The following is a 17,165-nucleotide window of genomic DNA, read 5'->3' as shown; positions in this document are numbered from 1 at the left end:
AAAGCCCTGCATATTGAAGTTACCCCATTAAGTTGGACTCATTTCTAAGCGGCTACCAAGGCCTGATTTCGATACTCTATCGGACTCAGGCCTTTTAGTTTCAGCTTAATTCGTTTGTGATTGTAATATTCTATATATTCTTTAATGGCATTTTCCAGCTCGGTTGCGCTTTTGTACTCATAACCGTGATACATTTCCGTTTTCAATATACCGAAGAAGTTTTCTGCAACGGCATTGTCTAAGCAGTTTCCTTTACGGGACATACTTTGTGTTAAGCTGTTATCTGCAATGATTTTTCTGGTCAACTGATGTTGATATTGCCAACCTTGATCAGAATGAATGAGCGGTCGCTCATGCCATGCTAACAACTTAATAGCCTTATTTAATGTATCAGTAACTAGACTTAACCTCGGTGAGGTTCCAACCTCATAACTAACAACTTCTTGATTAAACAGGTCAATGATTGGTGACAGATAGACACGCTGGTTAGCTACCTTAAATTCTGTAATATCGGTTACCCATTTTTGATTTGGTTTCACCGCATTAAAATCTCTGTTAAGCGTATTGTCGATATGCTTACCTAGTGCGCCCCTATAAGACTTATAACGCTTCGGCCTCACAGTCGATTGCAGTGACAATTGCTGCATCAAGCGTTGAACGGTTTTATGGTTAATGAGCGTACCCGAGTTGCGTAATGTTGACGTTATTCGCCTGTAACCATACCGTCCTTTGTGAGCATGGAATATAGACTTTATTTGCTGCTTTATCGCATCATATTTGTCGTGACTATCGCCTTTGTTACGATGGTAATAGTAAACGCTTTTCGGTAGCTCACTGGCCTTGAGTAAATGCGATAGTTTAAATTTAGCCTTTAGCTCACTCACTACTTTTGCTTTTTCGTTGTTGGTTTTTCCTGAGCCAAGGCATTCCACTTTTTTAAGACAGCATTCTCCGCTCTGAGGTACTCAAGCTCTTCTCTTAGTTCTTTTTCAGTCATTTCTTTCGAGTTTTTAGCTTTGGCAGGCTTGCGCATGTTTGCTCTGAGTGGTTTCAAGTGAGTTAATTTTCCCGAATTATAAGCGCAAAACCATTCGGATAACATGCCGGGAGAAGACAAGTCAAAAAAGGCACTAGTGTAAGTTAAAGACCATCCTTCCCGTTTCATTCGTTGAATCATCGCTAGGCGAGCTTCTTTTATGTAAGGTTTTTGCTTATGCAAAAAAGCATCTTTGCCATGAAGACGAAACACTAAACACCAATACCGAATTTGCCGTGAACTAACATTGAATTGTTTTGAAAGCAGACGTGAACCTTTGGTATTGGCTTGAGCTGCTACTTCTAGTTTGAACTCTCTACTGTATGTAGACATAAAAAGACCCCCAGTAATTGGAATGTCCAACTATTGGGGGTCACTTCAAGTTGCGGGCTTTTTAGTTTAAAAATGATATTTAACTAGCAAATTGACATTGTTTTCGTCAACACCACGTATACCAAATTTATCAAGCCAATAAACGTATTCGATACCTAGGTATAATTTTGAATCGATATTTAAATGTGGGGCAACATCATATTTTAACTGCGACGTGAAATTCATCTGTGCGTCACTGTTGTCTCTGCTTGTTGCATAATCAATAAAACCATCATAATAAAGCGGACCAATTGGTAAACCCCATGTAACGGTTGTTTGGTAATTATTATCACCATGTTCATTGTTGCGGTAGTAGAGGTTTACATTGAAGAAATCAAAGTAGGGCACATCAAACCCAGCACCTACGCCGTATAAGTAGTTTGTTAAGCTTGAACCAAAACCATCATGGGATGAAAATGTGCCATACTCAATTGTAGTGGCAACGTAAAGCGTTTTAACGGGATTGTTTTCAAACTCGGTGACTTTAAAGCGTGGCGAAAATTCGCCATAGGTTTCTTTATCACCATTATCAGATTCCAAACGGTCAACAAAAGTAAAGTTGTCTCCCCAGCTTGTAACCGCAAAGTGCTCTAGTGTTACGATTTGTTTTTTGTTGTCGCCCACATCGTAGTTATTACCGTTTAAGTAACTCACACTAAAGTCAGAGAAATGTGTTTTTGCAGAAACCGTTGTTGTAAGACAAAGTGCTGCAAGTGATACAAGGTGTGTTGTTTTTTTCACAAAAGCCTCGGGTAGGGTTTTATTATAAATTTATTAGAATTTTAGCAGATTGTAGGAATGTTTCAGATAACTATCATTGATTTAGCGGCTAACAGGTTAAACAATAACCCTTTGTGATATGGCAACATGCCGTTTGATGACGTTTATATTGATGATTTCTCGGTATGTTAATATAGGTAGATGACCCATCCTAGCATGGGTTGACACTTTTAATATTTAAACGCTCGATGCACTTCATCGGGCGTTTTGTATTTTAAAGCCGTGTGTGGCCTTCTTTGATTATAGATATCAATGGATTGTTTCACCATTTTCGCAGCTTCTTCCAAGTTATTAGGCTTTGTCAGTAAATACTCGTTTTTCAGTATACCGTTTACGCGTTCCGCCAAGGCATTTTGGTAGCAGTCATATCCATCTGTCATTGAGCACGTTATGCCATATTCTTCGTGTATGCGTTGGTATTCATGTGAGCAATATTGAATACCTCTATCTGAATGATGGATAAGAGGTGAAGTGACTTTTCTATTTTTTAACGCTTGTTTAAACGCCTGTTTTACTGAACTCGTTTTTAAATTATCACTTAGGCTATAACCCACTATTTTTCTAGAGTAAGCATCTGTTACTAGACTTAGATAGGACTCGCATTCTTTCGTTGGCAGGTAAGTGATATCCGCCACCCATAATTGCTCTGGACGAGTTAATTCAATCCCATCTTTTATGATGTTTGGGTGTTTATAAAATCGATGCAGACTCTGTGTTGTTCGGTGATAGGCGCGCTTAGTTAGCACTAATAAGCGGTTTACTCTCAGTAAGGCAAACAAGTGGTCTCGGCCAATGTGTAGCTCTGACTGTTGCATTATGTACTGTAACTTTCTGGTACCAATGCGAGGATGAGTCATCCGCTGTGCCTTTACGAACGATAATACTCGTTGCTCAAACTGCTCTTTTATTACCGCCACTTTACAGCGTTTATAATAAGCTTGTCGTGTTATACCCAAGTACTTACACGCCTTGGTCACTGACAGTTTGGCTATGACTTTTGATTCAACAACCTGTCGCGTTGCTTTTTTGTGATACGTACCCCAAAGTCTTTATCAAGCACATCGACAATTTTCTCGAAGAACTCGGCTTTTAACTTGGTATCTTCTAACTCTTTCTCAAGGGCTTTAATCTTTTGCTCTGGTGTTAAATCTTTAGGCTCTGACATACCGGTAGCCTCACTCATGTGATTAGGTGTTCCCTTACTCCAATCTAGTCGACCATGCTTACGAAGCCAAACTAAAACTGTTGAAGCACCTTGGATACCATAGTGGTCTTGCGCTTGTTTGTATGTACACTCGCCTTTTTCTACTTTTTCCACAATTGATAATTTAAAGGCAAGTGAATAATCTTTTTGAGTTCTCTTAGATATAGGTTTCATAACATTCTCCAAATTTAAGCTGGAAAAGTGTCAACCGTATTTAGGACAGGTCAAGACAATAAAAAAGGGCGTGTTAATACGCCCTTTTTGTTGGTATTTTCTCGGGTATTAGAAATAAACGCGTAGGCCTAACTGTACGTTACGACCTGGTAATGGTGCGATATCTTTAATAAACGATGTATGGCTGAAAGCAAGCTCGTCTGTAATATTTTGTACTTTCGCAAATACAAACGAATCTGTGTTTAACACATCAAGATTATACTTTGCAGATACATCAAATAATGTGTAGCTGTCGGTGTGAGTTTCGTGTGCGCCTAACTTGTCTTGCTCAAAGTAATGCGTAGCAGCAAAGTTTACTTGCAATGCATGCCAGTCATACTCAGCCTCAAAACCTAATTTATTTTGTGGGAAACGCGGTAAATATTCCGATGAGTCTTTAACATCGTTGCGAATATGATCACCAATTAATTTTACTAGCAGTTGATCATTTACTTGGTAGTGAACATCAAACTCAATACCGTATAAATCAACATCTGCATATTGATATTGGAAAACACGTGTCGCTTCATCTTCGTCGTGACCATGCGATAAATACTCATCCATAGAAAGCATTTCGTCATGGTGCGCATCAATAACTAAGCCTGTATCTTGCTGGAAATAGAAGCTATCAATCTGATTGTAAAAAGCGTTTATGGTATAGCCAAAATCGCCATTGAATTTACGTAGTGTTAAGTCGATATTATTCGATGTTTCGCTTTCAACATTTTCTGGCTCAAAGTGAATTTCACCGTCTTCAATTTCATAGCCTAATCCAAGGTCATAGGTGCTGGTCGCAATATGTAGACCATTTGATAGTAGCTCAGCCGCACTTGGCGCTCGCTCTGAATGACCAAGAGAAAGTGCTACTGAATGACCTTCTTGGAAATTCCAGAGAGTACCTGCAGATAAGCTTACGCTATCGAATTCACCAACATATGCGTATTCTTCACCGTGATGGTCTTCATCACCATGCGCATCATGCTCGTGTTCGTCATGACCCAGGTGAATTTCTGGTGCATCGATTTCTGTGTTTTCAAAACGACCACCCAATTCAATGCGAAAATCACCGAACGTTTTTTCTTCTAAAACGAAAAGTGCATGTTGTGTTGTATCGCTGTGTGGTGTAAATGCTTCTGCACCATCAGCGCCGTAATCCGAATCATAATAGTGGTAACCTACAACACCGTGCCAACCTAATAGGTTATGTTCAGCTGTTGCACGCAACTCTTTCGATTCATTGGTAAATACTGTGCCTTCCATGCCTTCTTCAATTTCTGCGTGGCGGTAATCAGTATAACCAAGTTTTACATCAAAACGCTCAATCATAGAATCATGTAGACTATAAGTGAAACTCGCTTGATAACGGTCTTGAGCTAATCGTGCGAACACATCGCCATGTTCTTCGTGTTCATCTTCATGCCCATGGTCTTCATCTTCGTGTTCATGTCCATGATCATGGTCGTGGTGTGCATGAGAATGACCTGGAATACCGTAGTCTGATTCAATCTTGCCATAAGATACACCAACGACTAGGTGTTCGTTCACATAGCTTGTGCCTAAATTGAATGTAGTTGTGTCAATAAAACTGTTTTCAATTGAGTCTAATACTTCTTCGTCATGCTCATCTGCGTGGTCTTCGCCTTCATGTTCTTCTTCGTGCTCTTCATGATGCGCTTCAAACTTTGGTACTTCAGTGTCTTCAGTTTTACGTTTTAAACCATCTAGATGGAAATTAAAGCCATTATCACCACCATTTAGTACAAATGCTGCTGTATTGCCTTCGTTAACGGTATCGTGTTTATATTCAACAGCACCTTCTAACGACTCGTAGTTAGTTGTCGGAATGCGGCCATCAACCACATTAACAACACCACCAATTGCGCCTGAACCATACAGCAATGTTGCAGGGCCTCGCAGTACTTCAATTTGTTCTGCGCTTAATGTTTCGTTGGTGTTTGCGTGGTCAGGGCCTACGCGCGATGCGTCACTACTTTCTAAACCATTTTGCATAACGCGTACACGTGGGCCATCTAAACCTCGAATAACAGGTGAAGACGCGACAGAACTAAAGTAGGTTTGGCTAACACCCGGTAGTCTATTAAGGGTTTCACCGAGTGTATTAGATGATTTATCTTTGAGTTCGTCTCCCGCAAGCACTGTTACCGGAGAAGCCATCTCAAGGTTACTTTTGTGAAGTGCCGAAGCATATACAGTGATCGCTTCAATTGATGATTTTTCTAGTACAAAACTGATTGTTTGTGCTTCGTTTTTAACGCTAATGCGTTTGTCTAGAAAACCATCTTTACTGAAATGTAGCTGGCTATCAGCATCCAGTTCAATTTGATATTGACCTGCATTATTGGTTGTAACGGTTTTCTCTTTACCATGAACATGCACTGCGACACCAGCAATTGGCTTGCCTGAATTATCAGTTAATTGTCCTGAAATCTGTGCTGCGTGTGAGCTAAGAGGGAATACTACGCTTAGCACTGCCAAGCTAATGAGAGATTTTTTCATAACGAATACTTCAGTAAGATTAAAAAATTACGTGTTATGTGATACTGTAACATCATCGCACGTACAAATAAATAAATTGTTATATCATTACATATATTAATTGTTTCTAATTACGAAATTATTACGGTGAAATACAGAAAGGGGAGTAGGCAGATTTAAAACTTTGGAATGTCTATTTCAATATCTTCAAGTGGCGTGGCGCAACACAATAAAATCTCACCTTTACGAACAAATGCCAACGGTTCCTGTTGGTAGGTCACTTTGCCACTGACTAGTTTACAGCGGCAGGCACCGCAAAACCCTTCACGGCAGTGAAATTGTGTTTGAATTTTATTTTTTTCTAAGAAGGTAAGTAGATTTGGCTGATCAGAGTCGAACTCAAGACTCTGATCAGTATTTACAACAGTAACTTTGCTCATTAAAGATCAAAGTCACCAAAGTCAGAAGCATTTACTTCTGAATCAATTTGACCAACAAGGTAAGAACTAATTTCAGCTTCTTGTGGCGCTACCTGTACGTTATCTGAAACTAACCACGCGTTGATCCAAGGAATTGGGTTTGAGCTGGTTTCAAATACAGTTGGTAAGCCAACGGCTGCCATACGTACGTTTGTAATGTATTCAACATATTGGCAAAGAATGTCTTTGTTTAAACCAATCATTGAGCCGTCTTTGAATAAGTATTCTGCCCATTCTTTTTCTTGCTCTGCTGCCTTGGTGAACATTGCAATCGATTCTTCGCGGCATTGCGCTGCAACAATCGCCATTTCAGGATCGTCATCACCTTCTTGCATAATGTTTAGAATATGCTGTGTACCTGATAAGTGAAGGGCTTCATCACGTGCGATAAGCTTGATGATTTTTGCATTACCTTCCATCAATTCACGTTCTGCAAACGCAAAGGAGCAAGCAAAACTAACATAGAAGCGAATAGCTTCTAAAATGTTTACTGACATGATGCAAAGGTACAGTTTCTTTTTAAGATCGAATAAGTTTATCTTTACTTCTTCACCGTTTATTTGGTGTTTGCCTTCACCGTATTGATTGTAAATCGTCGTTAAGCTGATTAGTTCATCGTAGTAACGCGTTACTTCTTCTGCGCGCTCTGCAATTTTTTCATTCGTTACAATGTCGTCAAAAATCAGTTCTGGCTGTTTTGTTACATTGCGAATAATGTGGGTGTACGAACGGCTGTGAATAGTTTCACTGAATGCCCACGTTTCAATCCAAGTTTCTAGTTCTGGCAGCGATACGATAGGGAGTAACGCAACATTTGGCGAACGACCTTGTACACTATCAAGTAGTGTTTGGTATTTTAAGTTGCTCAAGAAAATGTGCTTTTCGTGCTCTGGTAACCCTTCGAAGTCGATGCGATCTTTGCTCACATCAACTTCTTCTGGACGCCAGAAGAACGAAAGTTGCTTTTCAATTAGCTTTTCAAAAATAGGGTGCTTTTGTTGATCATAGCGCGAAACATTAACAGTTTGTCCAAAGAACATTGGTTCTTTTAGTTGGTCATTATGCTCGCGACTAAATGTTGAATACGACATATTATTATTAACTCTAGAGAAAACAAACTAGCGGGCAAAGAGTGTACTTTGCCCGCTGGGATTTAGATTTTACACGCGCCGCCTGCACAGCCATCATCTTCAGGCTCTGGCTTAAGCTCGTCCTGTGAATCCGATGCACCATCACGGGTGTTGTGGTAGTAAAGTGTTTTAACACCAAGTTTGTATGCAGTCAGTAAATCCTTAAGCAATAGCTTCATTGGAACTTTACCGCCTTCAAACTTATTTGGATCATAATTAGTGTTAGCAGAAATAGTTTGGTCGATAAACTTCTGCATAATACCGACTAATTGCAAGTAACCATCGTTGCTTGGAATATCCCAAAGTAGCTCGTACGCATCTTGTAAACGTTCGTACTCTGGAACAACTTGCTTTAAGATACCGTCTTTACTCGCTTTAACACTGATGTGTCCACGCGGTGGCTCAATACCATTGGTTGCGTTAGAAATTTGTGATGACGTTTCTGACGGCATTAACGCAGATAACGTTGAGTTACGCATACCGTGTTTAACAATGCTTTCGCGTAGGCCATCCCAATCAAGGTGCAATTGCTCACTACATATCGTATCAAGATCTTTCTTGTAGGTATCAATTGGCATAATGCCTTTTGCGTACGTTGTTTCGTTAAACTTAGGACACGCGCCTTTTTCTTTAGCAAGTTCATTTGATGCTTTCATTAAGTAATATTGAATTGCTTCAAATGTACGGTGAGTTAACGCGTTTGCTGAACCGTCTGAATACTTAACACCGTTTTTCGCAAGGTAATAAGCGTAGTTAATTACACCAATACCTAACGTACGACGACCCATAGTTGCGTTATATGCAGCCGGTACAGGGTAATCTTGATAATCGAGTAAGTTATCTAGTGCACGCACAGCAAGTTCTGCTAACTCGTCTAATTCATCAAGTGATTTAATCGCACCTAGGTTAAACGCAGAAAGCGTACACAGTGCAATTTCACCTTCTTCGTCCATTACGTGTTTTAATGGCTTAGTAGGAAGTGCAATTTCTAAACACAAGTTAGACTGACGAATTGGTGCAACTTTTGAATCAAACGGGCTATGTGTATTTGTGTGGTCTACGTTTTGTAGGTAAATACGACCTGTGCTCGCACGCTCTTGAGCAAACATTGAGAATAATTCAATCGCTTTAATGCGTTTTTTACGAATTGATTCATCTTGTTCGTATTGTACGTATAAGCGCTCGAACTCATCTTGATCTTCAAAGAATGCATCGTAAAGACCAGGCACATCTGACGGGCTAAACAGCGTGATGTAATCATCTTTAATTAAGCGCGAATACATTACTTTGTTAAATTGAACGCCATAATCTAAGTGACGAACACGGTTATCATCAACACCACGGTTGTTTTTAAGCACCAGTAGATTTTCAACTTCTAAGTGCCATAACGGATAAAATAGTGTTGCAGCGCCACCACGCACACCACCTTGTGAACAGCTTTTAACTGCCGTTTGGAAGTGCTTGTAGAAAGGAATACAGCCAGTGTGGAATGCTTCACCGCTGCGAATAGGGCTACCTAGTGCGCGAATTCGGCCCGCATTGATACCAATACCAGCACGTTGGCTTACGTATTTTACAATCGACGATGACGTTGCATTAATTGAATCTAGGCTATCGTCACATTCAATCAGTACGCATGAACTGAATTGACGCGTAGGAGTACGCACACCCGCCATAATTGGCGTTGGCAATGAAATCTTAAACGTCGACGTTGCGTCGTAAAAACGTTTTACATAGTGTAAACGCGTGTCTTTCGGATATTTTGAGAATAGACATGCTGCCACTAAAATATATAGGAACTGCGCGCTTTCATAAATCTCACCGGTAACACGGTTTTGCACAAGGTATTTACCTTCTAACTGCTTAACCGCAGCATAACTAAAGGTAAGATCACGAGAATGATCAATATACGCGTCAAGCTCTTCAATTTCCTGCAGGCTATAGTCAGCAAGTAGATGTGGATCATACTTGTTCATTTCAACCATCTTAACCATATGATCGTACAGTTTAGGTGGCTCAAATTTACCATAGGCTTTCTTACGCAAATGGAAAATTGCCAAACGCGCAGCAAGATACTGATAATCTGGTGTTTCTTTCGAAATTAGATCAGCAGCAGCTTTGATAATGGTTTCGTGAATATCTTCTGTACGGATACCGTCGTAAAACTGAATGTGTGATTTTAGTTCTACTTGCGATACAGATACGTTATTTAGGCCTTCTGCTGCCCATGCAATAACGCGGTGAATTTTGTCTAGGTCAAGCGGTTCCTTGCGACCGTCACGTTTACTGACTGAAAGCTCTTGGTTCATAGTTATGCCTGCAATTTCCTTCAAACGAGCAAAAAATTTTTATTATGTCGAAATATTAAACTGGACTTTTGTCCTATTATTTAAGCGCACGGCTCAGGCGAAATTACCACTAGTGCTCGTTTTTCGCTTAGCTACTAGATATGGTGTCGCCATCACAGATGATCACAAGATAGAGGGGTATGCGTCTTTTTTCAAGGCCTAGAAAAGCGAGATAATTTGTGATCAATTTTTTACTAACTAGTCTGTTAGCATCCACTAACTTGTTAAGTAAAGTGTGTTTAGTCTATGTGAAAAAACAACGAAAAAAATACGATAAAAAAAAATATTTAAAATTTATTTGTTGCAAATTCACAAGGTATTGTTTTTGGGTCCGAGATTAAAATAACCACTATATCTAGTGGTTATTTTTTATCATAGCAACTAGATATATGGTTAAGCAGTGAGCAGGCGTTGGTAAAGCTTAAGTCAGATTGCCAGGTTGAAACAGGGTTGCCATTTAAATATCCCCAAAGCGCCGAAGCTGTTTTCATCCCCGCAGATTTGCCAGCAATGATATCGCGCTCATCGTCACCGATATAAATACAACACATAGGATCAACCTTCATTAATTCACAGCTGTAAAGCAAAGGATCAGGGTAGGGCTTGGCGCGTTCAAGTGTGTCACCCGATACAATATTTTTGCAGTTTGCAAATTGTGTTATTTGCGCAACAAGGGGGTTAGTTAGGTGCTTTGGTTTATTTGTCACAATCGACCAAGGAACTGCGTGCTCATCTAAAAACGCAATTAGTGGCACAATACCTTGGTAAAAACTGCTTTTACACCATAAATTGTTTGCGTAAAAAGTAAGAAACGCTTCTTTTAAATGTGTTTGTTCGTCGTTTGAGAAATGTTGCCATTCATCACCAAAACCAAGTTTGAGTAATGCAAGCGTACCGTTAGAGGCCTGCGTACGATATGTTTCTGCACTTACCGTCGGTTTATTATGTTTGGCCAACACAAAGTTAAGCGCAGCACCTAAATCATCCGCACTGTCGATTAAGGTGCCATCTAAATCAAACAATACTGCTTGATACATTTTATGCTAACTTTTCGAAATGGATCATATAGTTAACTGATACATCATTAGTTAGACTATAAGTTTGACCAAGCGGATTGTAACTTAACCCCTTCATAATGCGCGCTTTAAGGCCGTATTTTTCAGCCCAATTAATCAAAGTCGCAGGCTTGATGAATTTGTCGTGGTCGTGCGTGCCTTTTGGCACAATCTTAAGTAAGTGCTCGGCACCGACAATGGCAAATAAATACCCTTTAAGTGTTTTATTAAGCGTTGACATAAATACATGACCACCAGGCTTCACCAATGTTGCCAATGATGCGATTACCGATTCAGGATCCGGTACATGCTCAAGCATTTCCATACACGTAACAACATCAAATTGCTGAGGGTTTTGCTCGGCAAACGCTTCAGCGGTCACTTTTTCATAGTTAAGGGAAACACCGACTTCTAATGCATGTAATTTAGCAACATTTAAGGGCTCTTCACCCATATCAATCCCCGTCACTTGCGCGCCTAGCTTAGCCATACTTTCAGCTAAAATACCGCCACCGCAGCCAACATCTAATACATTTTTTGAGAAAATGCCTTGGCTATATAAGTTAATAAAGTCTAAACGAAGCGGGTTTATTTCGTGTAGCGGTTTAAATTCGCCATTAAGATCCCACCAACGGTCGGCCATGGCTTCAAATTTTGCAATTTCACTTGCATCTACATTTTGTTGAACGGTCATAAAAAGCATCCAGAGTGATTTGAGGGCATTATAAAGGGATTTTTTATAAAAAGACTACCGCTTACAACCTGTAAATAATGATTTTTTGTGTTAGCATGCTTTGGTTATAAAAATAATAACTGAATTAATACACGATTGAAGGAAGAGAAATCGGATGACAGATCTCGCCAATGAAATCCTTCCAATCAATATTGAAGATGAATTAAAAAATTCATACCTCGATTATGCCATGAGCGTAATTGTAGGACGTGCGCTTCCTGATGTACGAGATGGTTTAAAACCAGTTCATCGCCGCGTACTTTTCGCAATGAATGAACTCAATAATGATTGGAACAAACCTTATAAAAAGTCTGCACGTGTTGTAGGTGACGTAATCGGTAAATATCACCCACACGGTGATAGCGCAGTTTACGATACGATTGTACGTATGGCTCAGCCGTTCTCACTTCGTTATTTATTAGTTGATGGTCAAGGTAACTTCGGTTCGGTAGACGGCGACAGTGCTGCTGCGATGCGTTATACCGAAGTACGTATGGCTAAAATGGCCCATCAATTATTAGCGGATCTTGAAAAAGAAACGGTTGATTACGTTGATAACTATGATGGTACGGAAAAAATTCCAGCGGTACTACCAACACGAGTTCCTAACTTATTAGTGAACGGTGCATCGGGTATCGCGGTAGGTATGGCGACCAACATTCCGCCACACAATTTATCTGAGGTAATTAACGGCTGTTTAGCGGTTATTGAAAACCCTGAAATACAAATTGAAGAGTTGATCGATTATATCCCAGGTCCTGATTTCCCAACAGCGGGTATTATTAGCGGCAAAAAAGGTATCGAGCAAGCGTATAAAACAGGCCGTGGTAAAGTTTACATCCGCGCCAAAGCAGAAGTTCAAGTTAACGAAAAAACGGGTAAAGAAACAATCATTGTTCACGAAATCCCATACCAAGTTAACAAAGCACGTTTAATTGAAAAGATTGCTGAGCTTGTTAAAGACAAGAAAATTGAAGGCATTAGTGCACTGCGCGATGAGTCTGATAAAGACGGTATGCGCATTGTTATCGAAATTAAACGTGGTGAAGTAGGCGAAGTTGTTCTAAACAACCTGTATGCACAAACACAAATGCAAACAGTGTTTGGTATGAACATGGTTGCGCTAGATAATGGGCAACCAAAACTACTTAACCTAAAAGAAATGCTTGAAGCGTTCGTTACGCACCGTCGCGAAGTAGTTACGCGTCGTACGGTATTTGATTTACGTAAAGCACGTGACAGAGCACATACTCTTGAAGGTTTAGCAATCGCACTTGCGAATATCGATCCTATTATCGAGGTTATTCGTCGTTCGCAAACTCGTGAAGAAGCAAAAGTAGCCTTACTTTCTCGTAGCTGGGAACTGGGTAACGTTAAAGGCATGCTTGAAAAAGCAGGTGAAGATGACGTTGCTCGCCCTGAATGGCTTGCGCCAGATCTAGGTATTCGCGATGGCCAATACTATCTGTCAGAAGCACAAGCGAATGCAATTCTAGACCTACGTTTACATAAGCTAACAGGTTTAGAACACGAGAAAATCTTAAATGAATATAAAGAGCTATTAGATCTAATCGCTGAGCTACTTTATATTCTTTCTAGCCCTGAGCGTTTAATGGAAGTTATTCGTGAAGAGCTCGTTGAAATTAAAGAAAACTTTGGCGATGAGCGTCGCACTGAAATTACAGCAGCTGCGCACGATATCAGCCTTGAAGACCTAATCAATGAAGAAGACGTTGTAGTAACGCTGTCACACGAAGGTTACGTTAAATATCAACCGCTTTCTGATTACGAAGCGCAGCGTCGTGGCGGTAAAGGTAAATCTGCAACTAAGATGAAAGATGAAGACTTCATTGAACGCTTATTAGTTGCAAACACCCACGACACGATTTTATGTTTCTCTACGTCAGGTCGTTTATATTGGCTTAAAGTGTACCAGTTACCGCTTGCAAGTCGCGCTGCGCGTGGTAAGCCAATTGTTAACTTACTACCACTTGAAGCAGATGAGCGTATTACCACTATCTTACCAGTACGCGAGTATGAAGAAGATAAGTATGTATTAATGGCGACAGCGAACGGTACAGTTAAGAAAACACCACTTACGGCATACAGTCGTCAGCGTGCTTCGGGCATTATCGCAATCAATCTAAACGAAGGCGATAGCTTGATTGGTGCAGATATCACCGACGGCACAAACGACATCATGCTGTTCACTGATCACGGTAAAGTAGTACGCTTTAACGAAAAACAACGTGATTCGGAAACAGGTGAAGTGAAACTTGATGCGGAAACTGGCGAAGAATTACTAGCGTTACGCCCGATGGGTCGTACAGCGACAGGTGTACGCGGTATTAAGATGCCAGATGACGTGAAAGTTGTGTCACTTATCGTACCTAAGAACGATGGTCCGGTATTAACGATCACTGAAAATGGTTATGGTAAACGTACACTGCTTGAAGATTACCCAGCGAAGAGCCGTGCAACACAAGGTGTTGTGTCGATTAAAGTATCTGAGCGAAATGGTAAAGTAGTTGGCGCGGTGCAAGTTGAAGATAATGATGAAATCATGATTATCTCTAACAAAGGTACATTAGTGCGCACCCGTGTTCATGAAGTATCTACCGTTGGTCGTAATACACAAGGTGTTATTTTAATTCGTACAGCTGATGACGAACAAGTTGTTGGTTTACAGCGTATCGATGAAATTGAAGAGTCTCAATTCCTTTCTGAAGAAGGTGAAGATGAAGCAGTTTCAAGCGAAAGTAATGAAACACCAAATACAGATGAAAATAATTCAGAGCAACCAGCTGAATAGAAAAAATATTCATCTTTATCATGCGGTAATTTGATATTTAATCAGTTACAGTATGAACAATGTTAAAAGCGGCTAACAGCCGCTTTTTTGTTTTCTAATTATGTACAAATGAGGTTTTGGGAATGAGTGTATATAATTTTTGTGCAGGGCCAGCAAGTTTGCCCCGAGCAGTATTAGAAAAAGCGCAAAAAGAGTTTTTAGATTGGCAAGGGCTTGGCGTTAATGTGATGGAAATAAGTCATCGCAGTAGCGAATTTATAGCGCTTGCTGAGCAAAGCGAACGTGATTTACGTGAGTTAATGAACATATCTGACGACTATGCCGTGTTATTTATGCACGGTGGTGGTCGCGGTCAGTTCGCTGCAGTACCGCAGAATCTTCATGTTGCAAACAAACAGGCTGTCTACATCAATAGTGGCATTTGGTCTGATGGCGCATTTAGCGAAGCACAAAAGTTTACTGATGCTATTGAAATTAATGTACGCGATGATAAAAACGGCGAGTTTAATTGTTTAACGCCTGAACTTTGGCCATTACCGAGCGATGCGTCATACATTCACTATTGCCCGAATGAAACAATCGACGGCATTGAAATTTTTGATACGGTAAAACACAGTGCACCAATCGTTGCAGATATGTCTTCAAACATTCTTTCGCGTGAAATTGACGTTAATCAGTTTGATTTGATCTATGCAGGCGCACAGAAAAATATCGGCCCATCAGGCCTTGCGATTGTTATTGTGAAAAAATCACTGCTTTCACGTGAAGGTACACAGAAGCCGAGCATTTTTGATTATGCCTTAGAAGCTAAAAAAGAAAGCATGTATAACACGCCGCCTACGTATTCTTGGTATTTAGCTGCGGAAGTTTTTAAATGGTTAAAAGCACAAGGTGGCGTTGCAGCAATAGAACAACAAAATATCGAAAAAGCGTCATTACTTTATGATTTTATTGATAATAGCCAGTTTTATAAAAATACCGTTGCGCGTGACTTCCGTTCACGCATGAATGTGCCATTTTGGCTTAACGACGAATCACTGAACAAAGCCTTTTTAGCAGAGTCGAAACAAGCTGGTTTACTCGCGCTTGAAGGCCATCGCATGGTAGGTGGTATGCGTGCCAGTATTTATAATGCAATGCCAATTGATGGCATAAAAGCACTAGTAGACTTCATGCATAAGTTCGAACAGGAGCATAAGTAATGGATCAGTTACACTTAAAAGCGATTCAGCGTGTAAATGGTGAAGTCACGTTACCGGGCTCTAAGAGTTTATCTAACCGCATTCTATTACTGGCAGCGCTATGCGAAGGCACAACACAAGTAGAGAATCTTCTCGATAGCGATGATATTCGTCATATGCTTAAAGCCCTCAACGCTATGGGCGTTGAGGTATCGCTAAATGAAGATAAAACAGTTGCCCAAGTTCATGGTAAAGGCGGCAATTTCGAAACGCCCTCTGAGCCACTCTTTTTAGGTAATGCAGGTACAGCATTTCGTCCACTTACCGCAGTCTTAGCGACTTCCAATGGTGAATATGAGCTAATCGGCGAACCGCGAATGGAAGAAAGGCCAATTGGTCACCTTGTTGATGCACTACACGCATTAGACGCAGATATCAGTTATTTAAAAAATAAAGATTATCCGCCACTTAAAATCGTGGGTAATCAACTAGCCGGTGGTAAAGTAGAAATTGACGGCAGTATTTCGAGCCAATTTTTAACAGCACTGTTAATGGCGGCGCCGCTTTTTAAAAACAACACAGAAATCACTATAAAAGGCGAGCTTGTTTCTAAACCCTATATTGATATTACCTTAGGCGTAATGGCAAAATTTGGCGTTAGTGTTGAAAATAATGATTATCAATCATTTGTAGTGACAGGTAATCAGCAGTATCAATCGCCTGGTCGAATTATGGTTGAAGGTGACGCATCAAGTGCGTCTTACTTTGTTGCGGCCGCAGCAATTAACGGCGGCACAATTCGTATTAATGGTGTTGGCGCCGCAAGTGTGCAAGGCGATATTGGTTTTGCAAAAGTGATGGAGCAGGTGGGTGCAAAAATCGAATGGCATGACGATTATCTTGTTGTGTCTAAAGGTGAGCTTAAGGGCGTAGATATCGATGCCAATGCAATCCCAGATGCTGCCATGACACTTGCAACCGTTGCACTTTTTGCAAAAGGTAAAACAGCGATACGCAACATTTATAACTGGCGAGTAAAAGAGACGGATCGACTTTATGCGATGGCAACGGAGCTTAGAAAGCTCGGTGCAGAGGTTGTAGAAGGGCATGACTTTATTGAAGTAACCCCTACCGATAACATTCAGCTTGCCGAAATAGATACCTATGATGATCACCGAATTGCCATGTGCTTTTCAATGGTGGCGGTAGGTGGTCATGATGTAATTATCAATGATCCTAAATGTACCTATAAGACATTTCCTACCTATTTTGAAACACTTGCAAGTGTGTCGGAATAATCGTCTAAAATAGAAATCACAGATTTTT

At 40.4% G+C, this 17,165-nt stretch carries 13 protein-coding genes; 3 read left to right on the top strand and 10 right to left on the bottom strand.

Annotated features, from left to right (window positions below; all coding sequences use genetic code 11):
* Window positions 1-44: 44 nt before the first annotated feature.
* From ACXAFE_RS07255 to ubiG, 10 genes are all read right to left on the bottom strand, one after another.
* On the bottom strand, window positions 45-884 hold the full coding sequence (locus ACXAFE_RS07255) for an IS3 family transposase (RefSeq protein WP_475150642.1): 840 nt from the start codon (window positions 882-884) through the stop codon (window positions 45-47).
* Window positions 884-1,369 (bottom strand): transposase, encoded by a 486-nt coding sequence (locus ACXAFE_RS07250; RefSeq protein WP_475150640.1) that lies wholly within the window; start codon window positions 1,367-1,369, stop codon window positions 884-886. Before ACXAFE_RS07250 ends, ACXAFE_RS07255 begins: the two co-directional genes overlap by 1 nt.
* Before the next feature lie 66 nt (window positions 1,370-1,435).
* Window positions 1,436-2,149 carry a nucleoside-binding protein gene (locus ACXAFE_RS07245; protein ID WP_475150637.1) on the bottom strand — a complete coding sequence of 238 codons (714 nt, stop codon included), beginning with the start codon at window positions 2,147-2,149 and terminating at the stop codon, window positions 1,436-1,438.
* Between the two features lie 209 nt (window positions 2,150-2,358).
* A protein-coding gene (locus tag ACXAFE_RS07240) for an IS3 family transposase (RefSeq protein WP_475150635.1) occupies window positions 2,359-3,566 on the bottom strand; the annotation gives its coding sequence in 2 pieces (ribosomal slippage) (window positions 2,359-3,218 and window positions 3,218-3,566; 1,209 coding nt in all).
* A gap of 108 nt (window positions 3,567-3,674) precedes the next feature.
* Window positions 3,675-6,122, bottom strand: a complete 2,448-nt coding sequence (locus ACXAFE_RS07235; RefSeq protein WP_475150632.1) for a TonB-dependent receptor — start codon at window positions 6,120-6,122, stop codon at window positions 3,675-3,677.
* Window positions 6,123-6,277: 155 nt separating this feature from the next.
* Window positions 6,278-6,541, bottom strand: coding sequence for a class I ribonucleotide reductase maintenance protein YfaE (gene yfaE, locus ACXAFE_RS07230; protein ID WP_475150630.1), 264 nt, complete (start codon window positions 6,539-6,541; stop codon window positions 6,278-6,280).
* Window positions 6,541-7,671 (bottom strand): class Ia ribonucleoside-diphosphate reductase subunit beta, encoded by a 1,131-nt coding sequence (gene nrdB, locus ACXAFE_RS07225; RefSeq protein WP_475150628.1) that lies wholly within the window; start codon window positions 7,669-7,671, stop codon window positions 6,541-6,543. Before nrdB ends, yfaE begins: the two co-directional genes overlap by 1 nt.
* Before the next feature lie 62 nt (window positions 7,672-7,733).
* Window positions 7,734-10,019: a class 1a ribonucleoside-diphosphate reductase subunit alpha gene (nrdA, locus tag ACXAFE_RS07220; protein WP_475150622.1), complete on the bottom strand. Its 2,286-nt coding sequence runs from the start codon at window positions 10,017-10,019 to the stop codon at window positions 7,734-7,736.
* Window positions 10,020-10,420: 401 nt separating this feature from the next.
* Entirely contained in the window at window positions 10,421-11,095 is a 675-nt protein-coding gene (locus ACXAFE_RS07215; protein WP_475150621.1) for an HAD family hydrolase, read from the bottom strand.
* A gap of 1 nt (window position 11,096) precedes the next feature.
* Window positions 11,097-11,807: a bifunctional 2-polyprenyl-6-hydroxyphenol methylase/3-demethylubiquinol 3-O-methyltransferase UbiG gene (gene ubiG, locus ACXAFE_RS07210; RefSeq protein WP_237128789.1), complete on the bottom strand. Its 711-nt coding sequence runs from the start codon at window positions 11,805-11,807 to the stop codon at window positions 11,097-11,099.
* A gap of 154 nt (window positions 11,808-11,961) precedes the next feature.
* Between ubiG and gyrA the strand changes: the two genes are divergently transcribed.
* From gyrA to aroA, 3 genes are all read left to right on the top strand, one after another.
* Complete coding sequence (gyrA, locus tag ACXAFE_RS07205; protein WP_475150618.1) at window positions 11,962-14,658, top strand: DNA gyrase subunit A; 2,697 nt, start codon at window positions 11,962-11,964, stop codon at window positions 14,656-14,658.
* Window positions 14,659-14,780: 122 nt separating this feature from the next.
* Entirely contained in the window at window positions 14,781-15,860 is a 1,080-nt protein-coding gene (serC, locus tag ACXAFE_RS07200) for a 3-phosphoserine/phosphohydroxythreonine transaminase (RefSeq protein WP_475150612.1), read from the top strand.
* Window positions 15,860-17,137, top strand: coding sequence for a 3-phosphoshikimate 1-carboxyvinyltransferase (aroA, locus tag ACXAFE_RS07195; protein ID WP_475150609.1), 1,278 nt, complete (start codon window positions 15,860-15,862; stop codon window positions 17,135-17,137). The genes serC and aroA overlap by 1 nt, the downstream gene beginning before the upstream one ends.
* The last annotated feature ends 28 nt before the right edge of the window (window positions 17,138-17,165 follow it).

Source organism: Pseudoalteromonas sp. ABV4_021, from assembly GCF_056159365.1.
The sequence above is the reverse complement of the archived record's forward strand: the minus strand, read 5'-3'. Positions and strand labels throughout refer to the sequence as shown.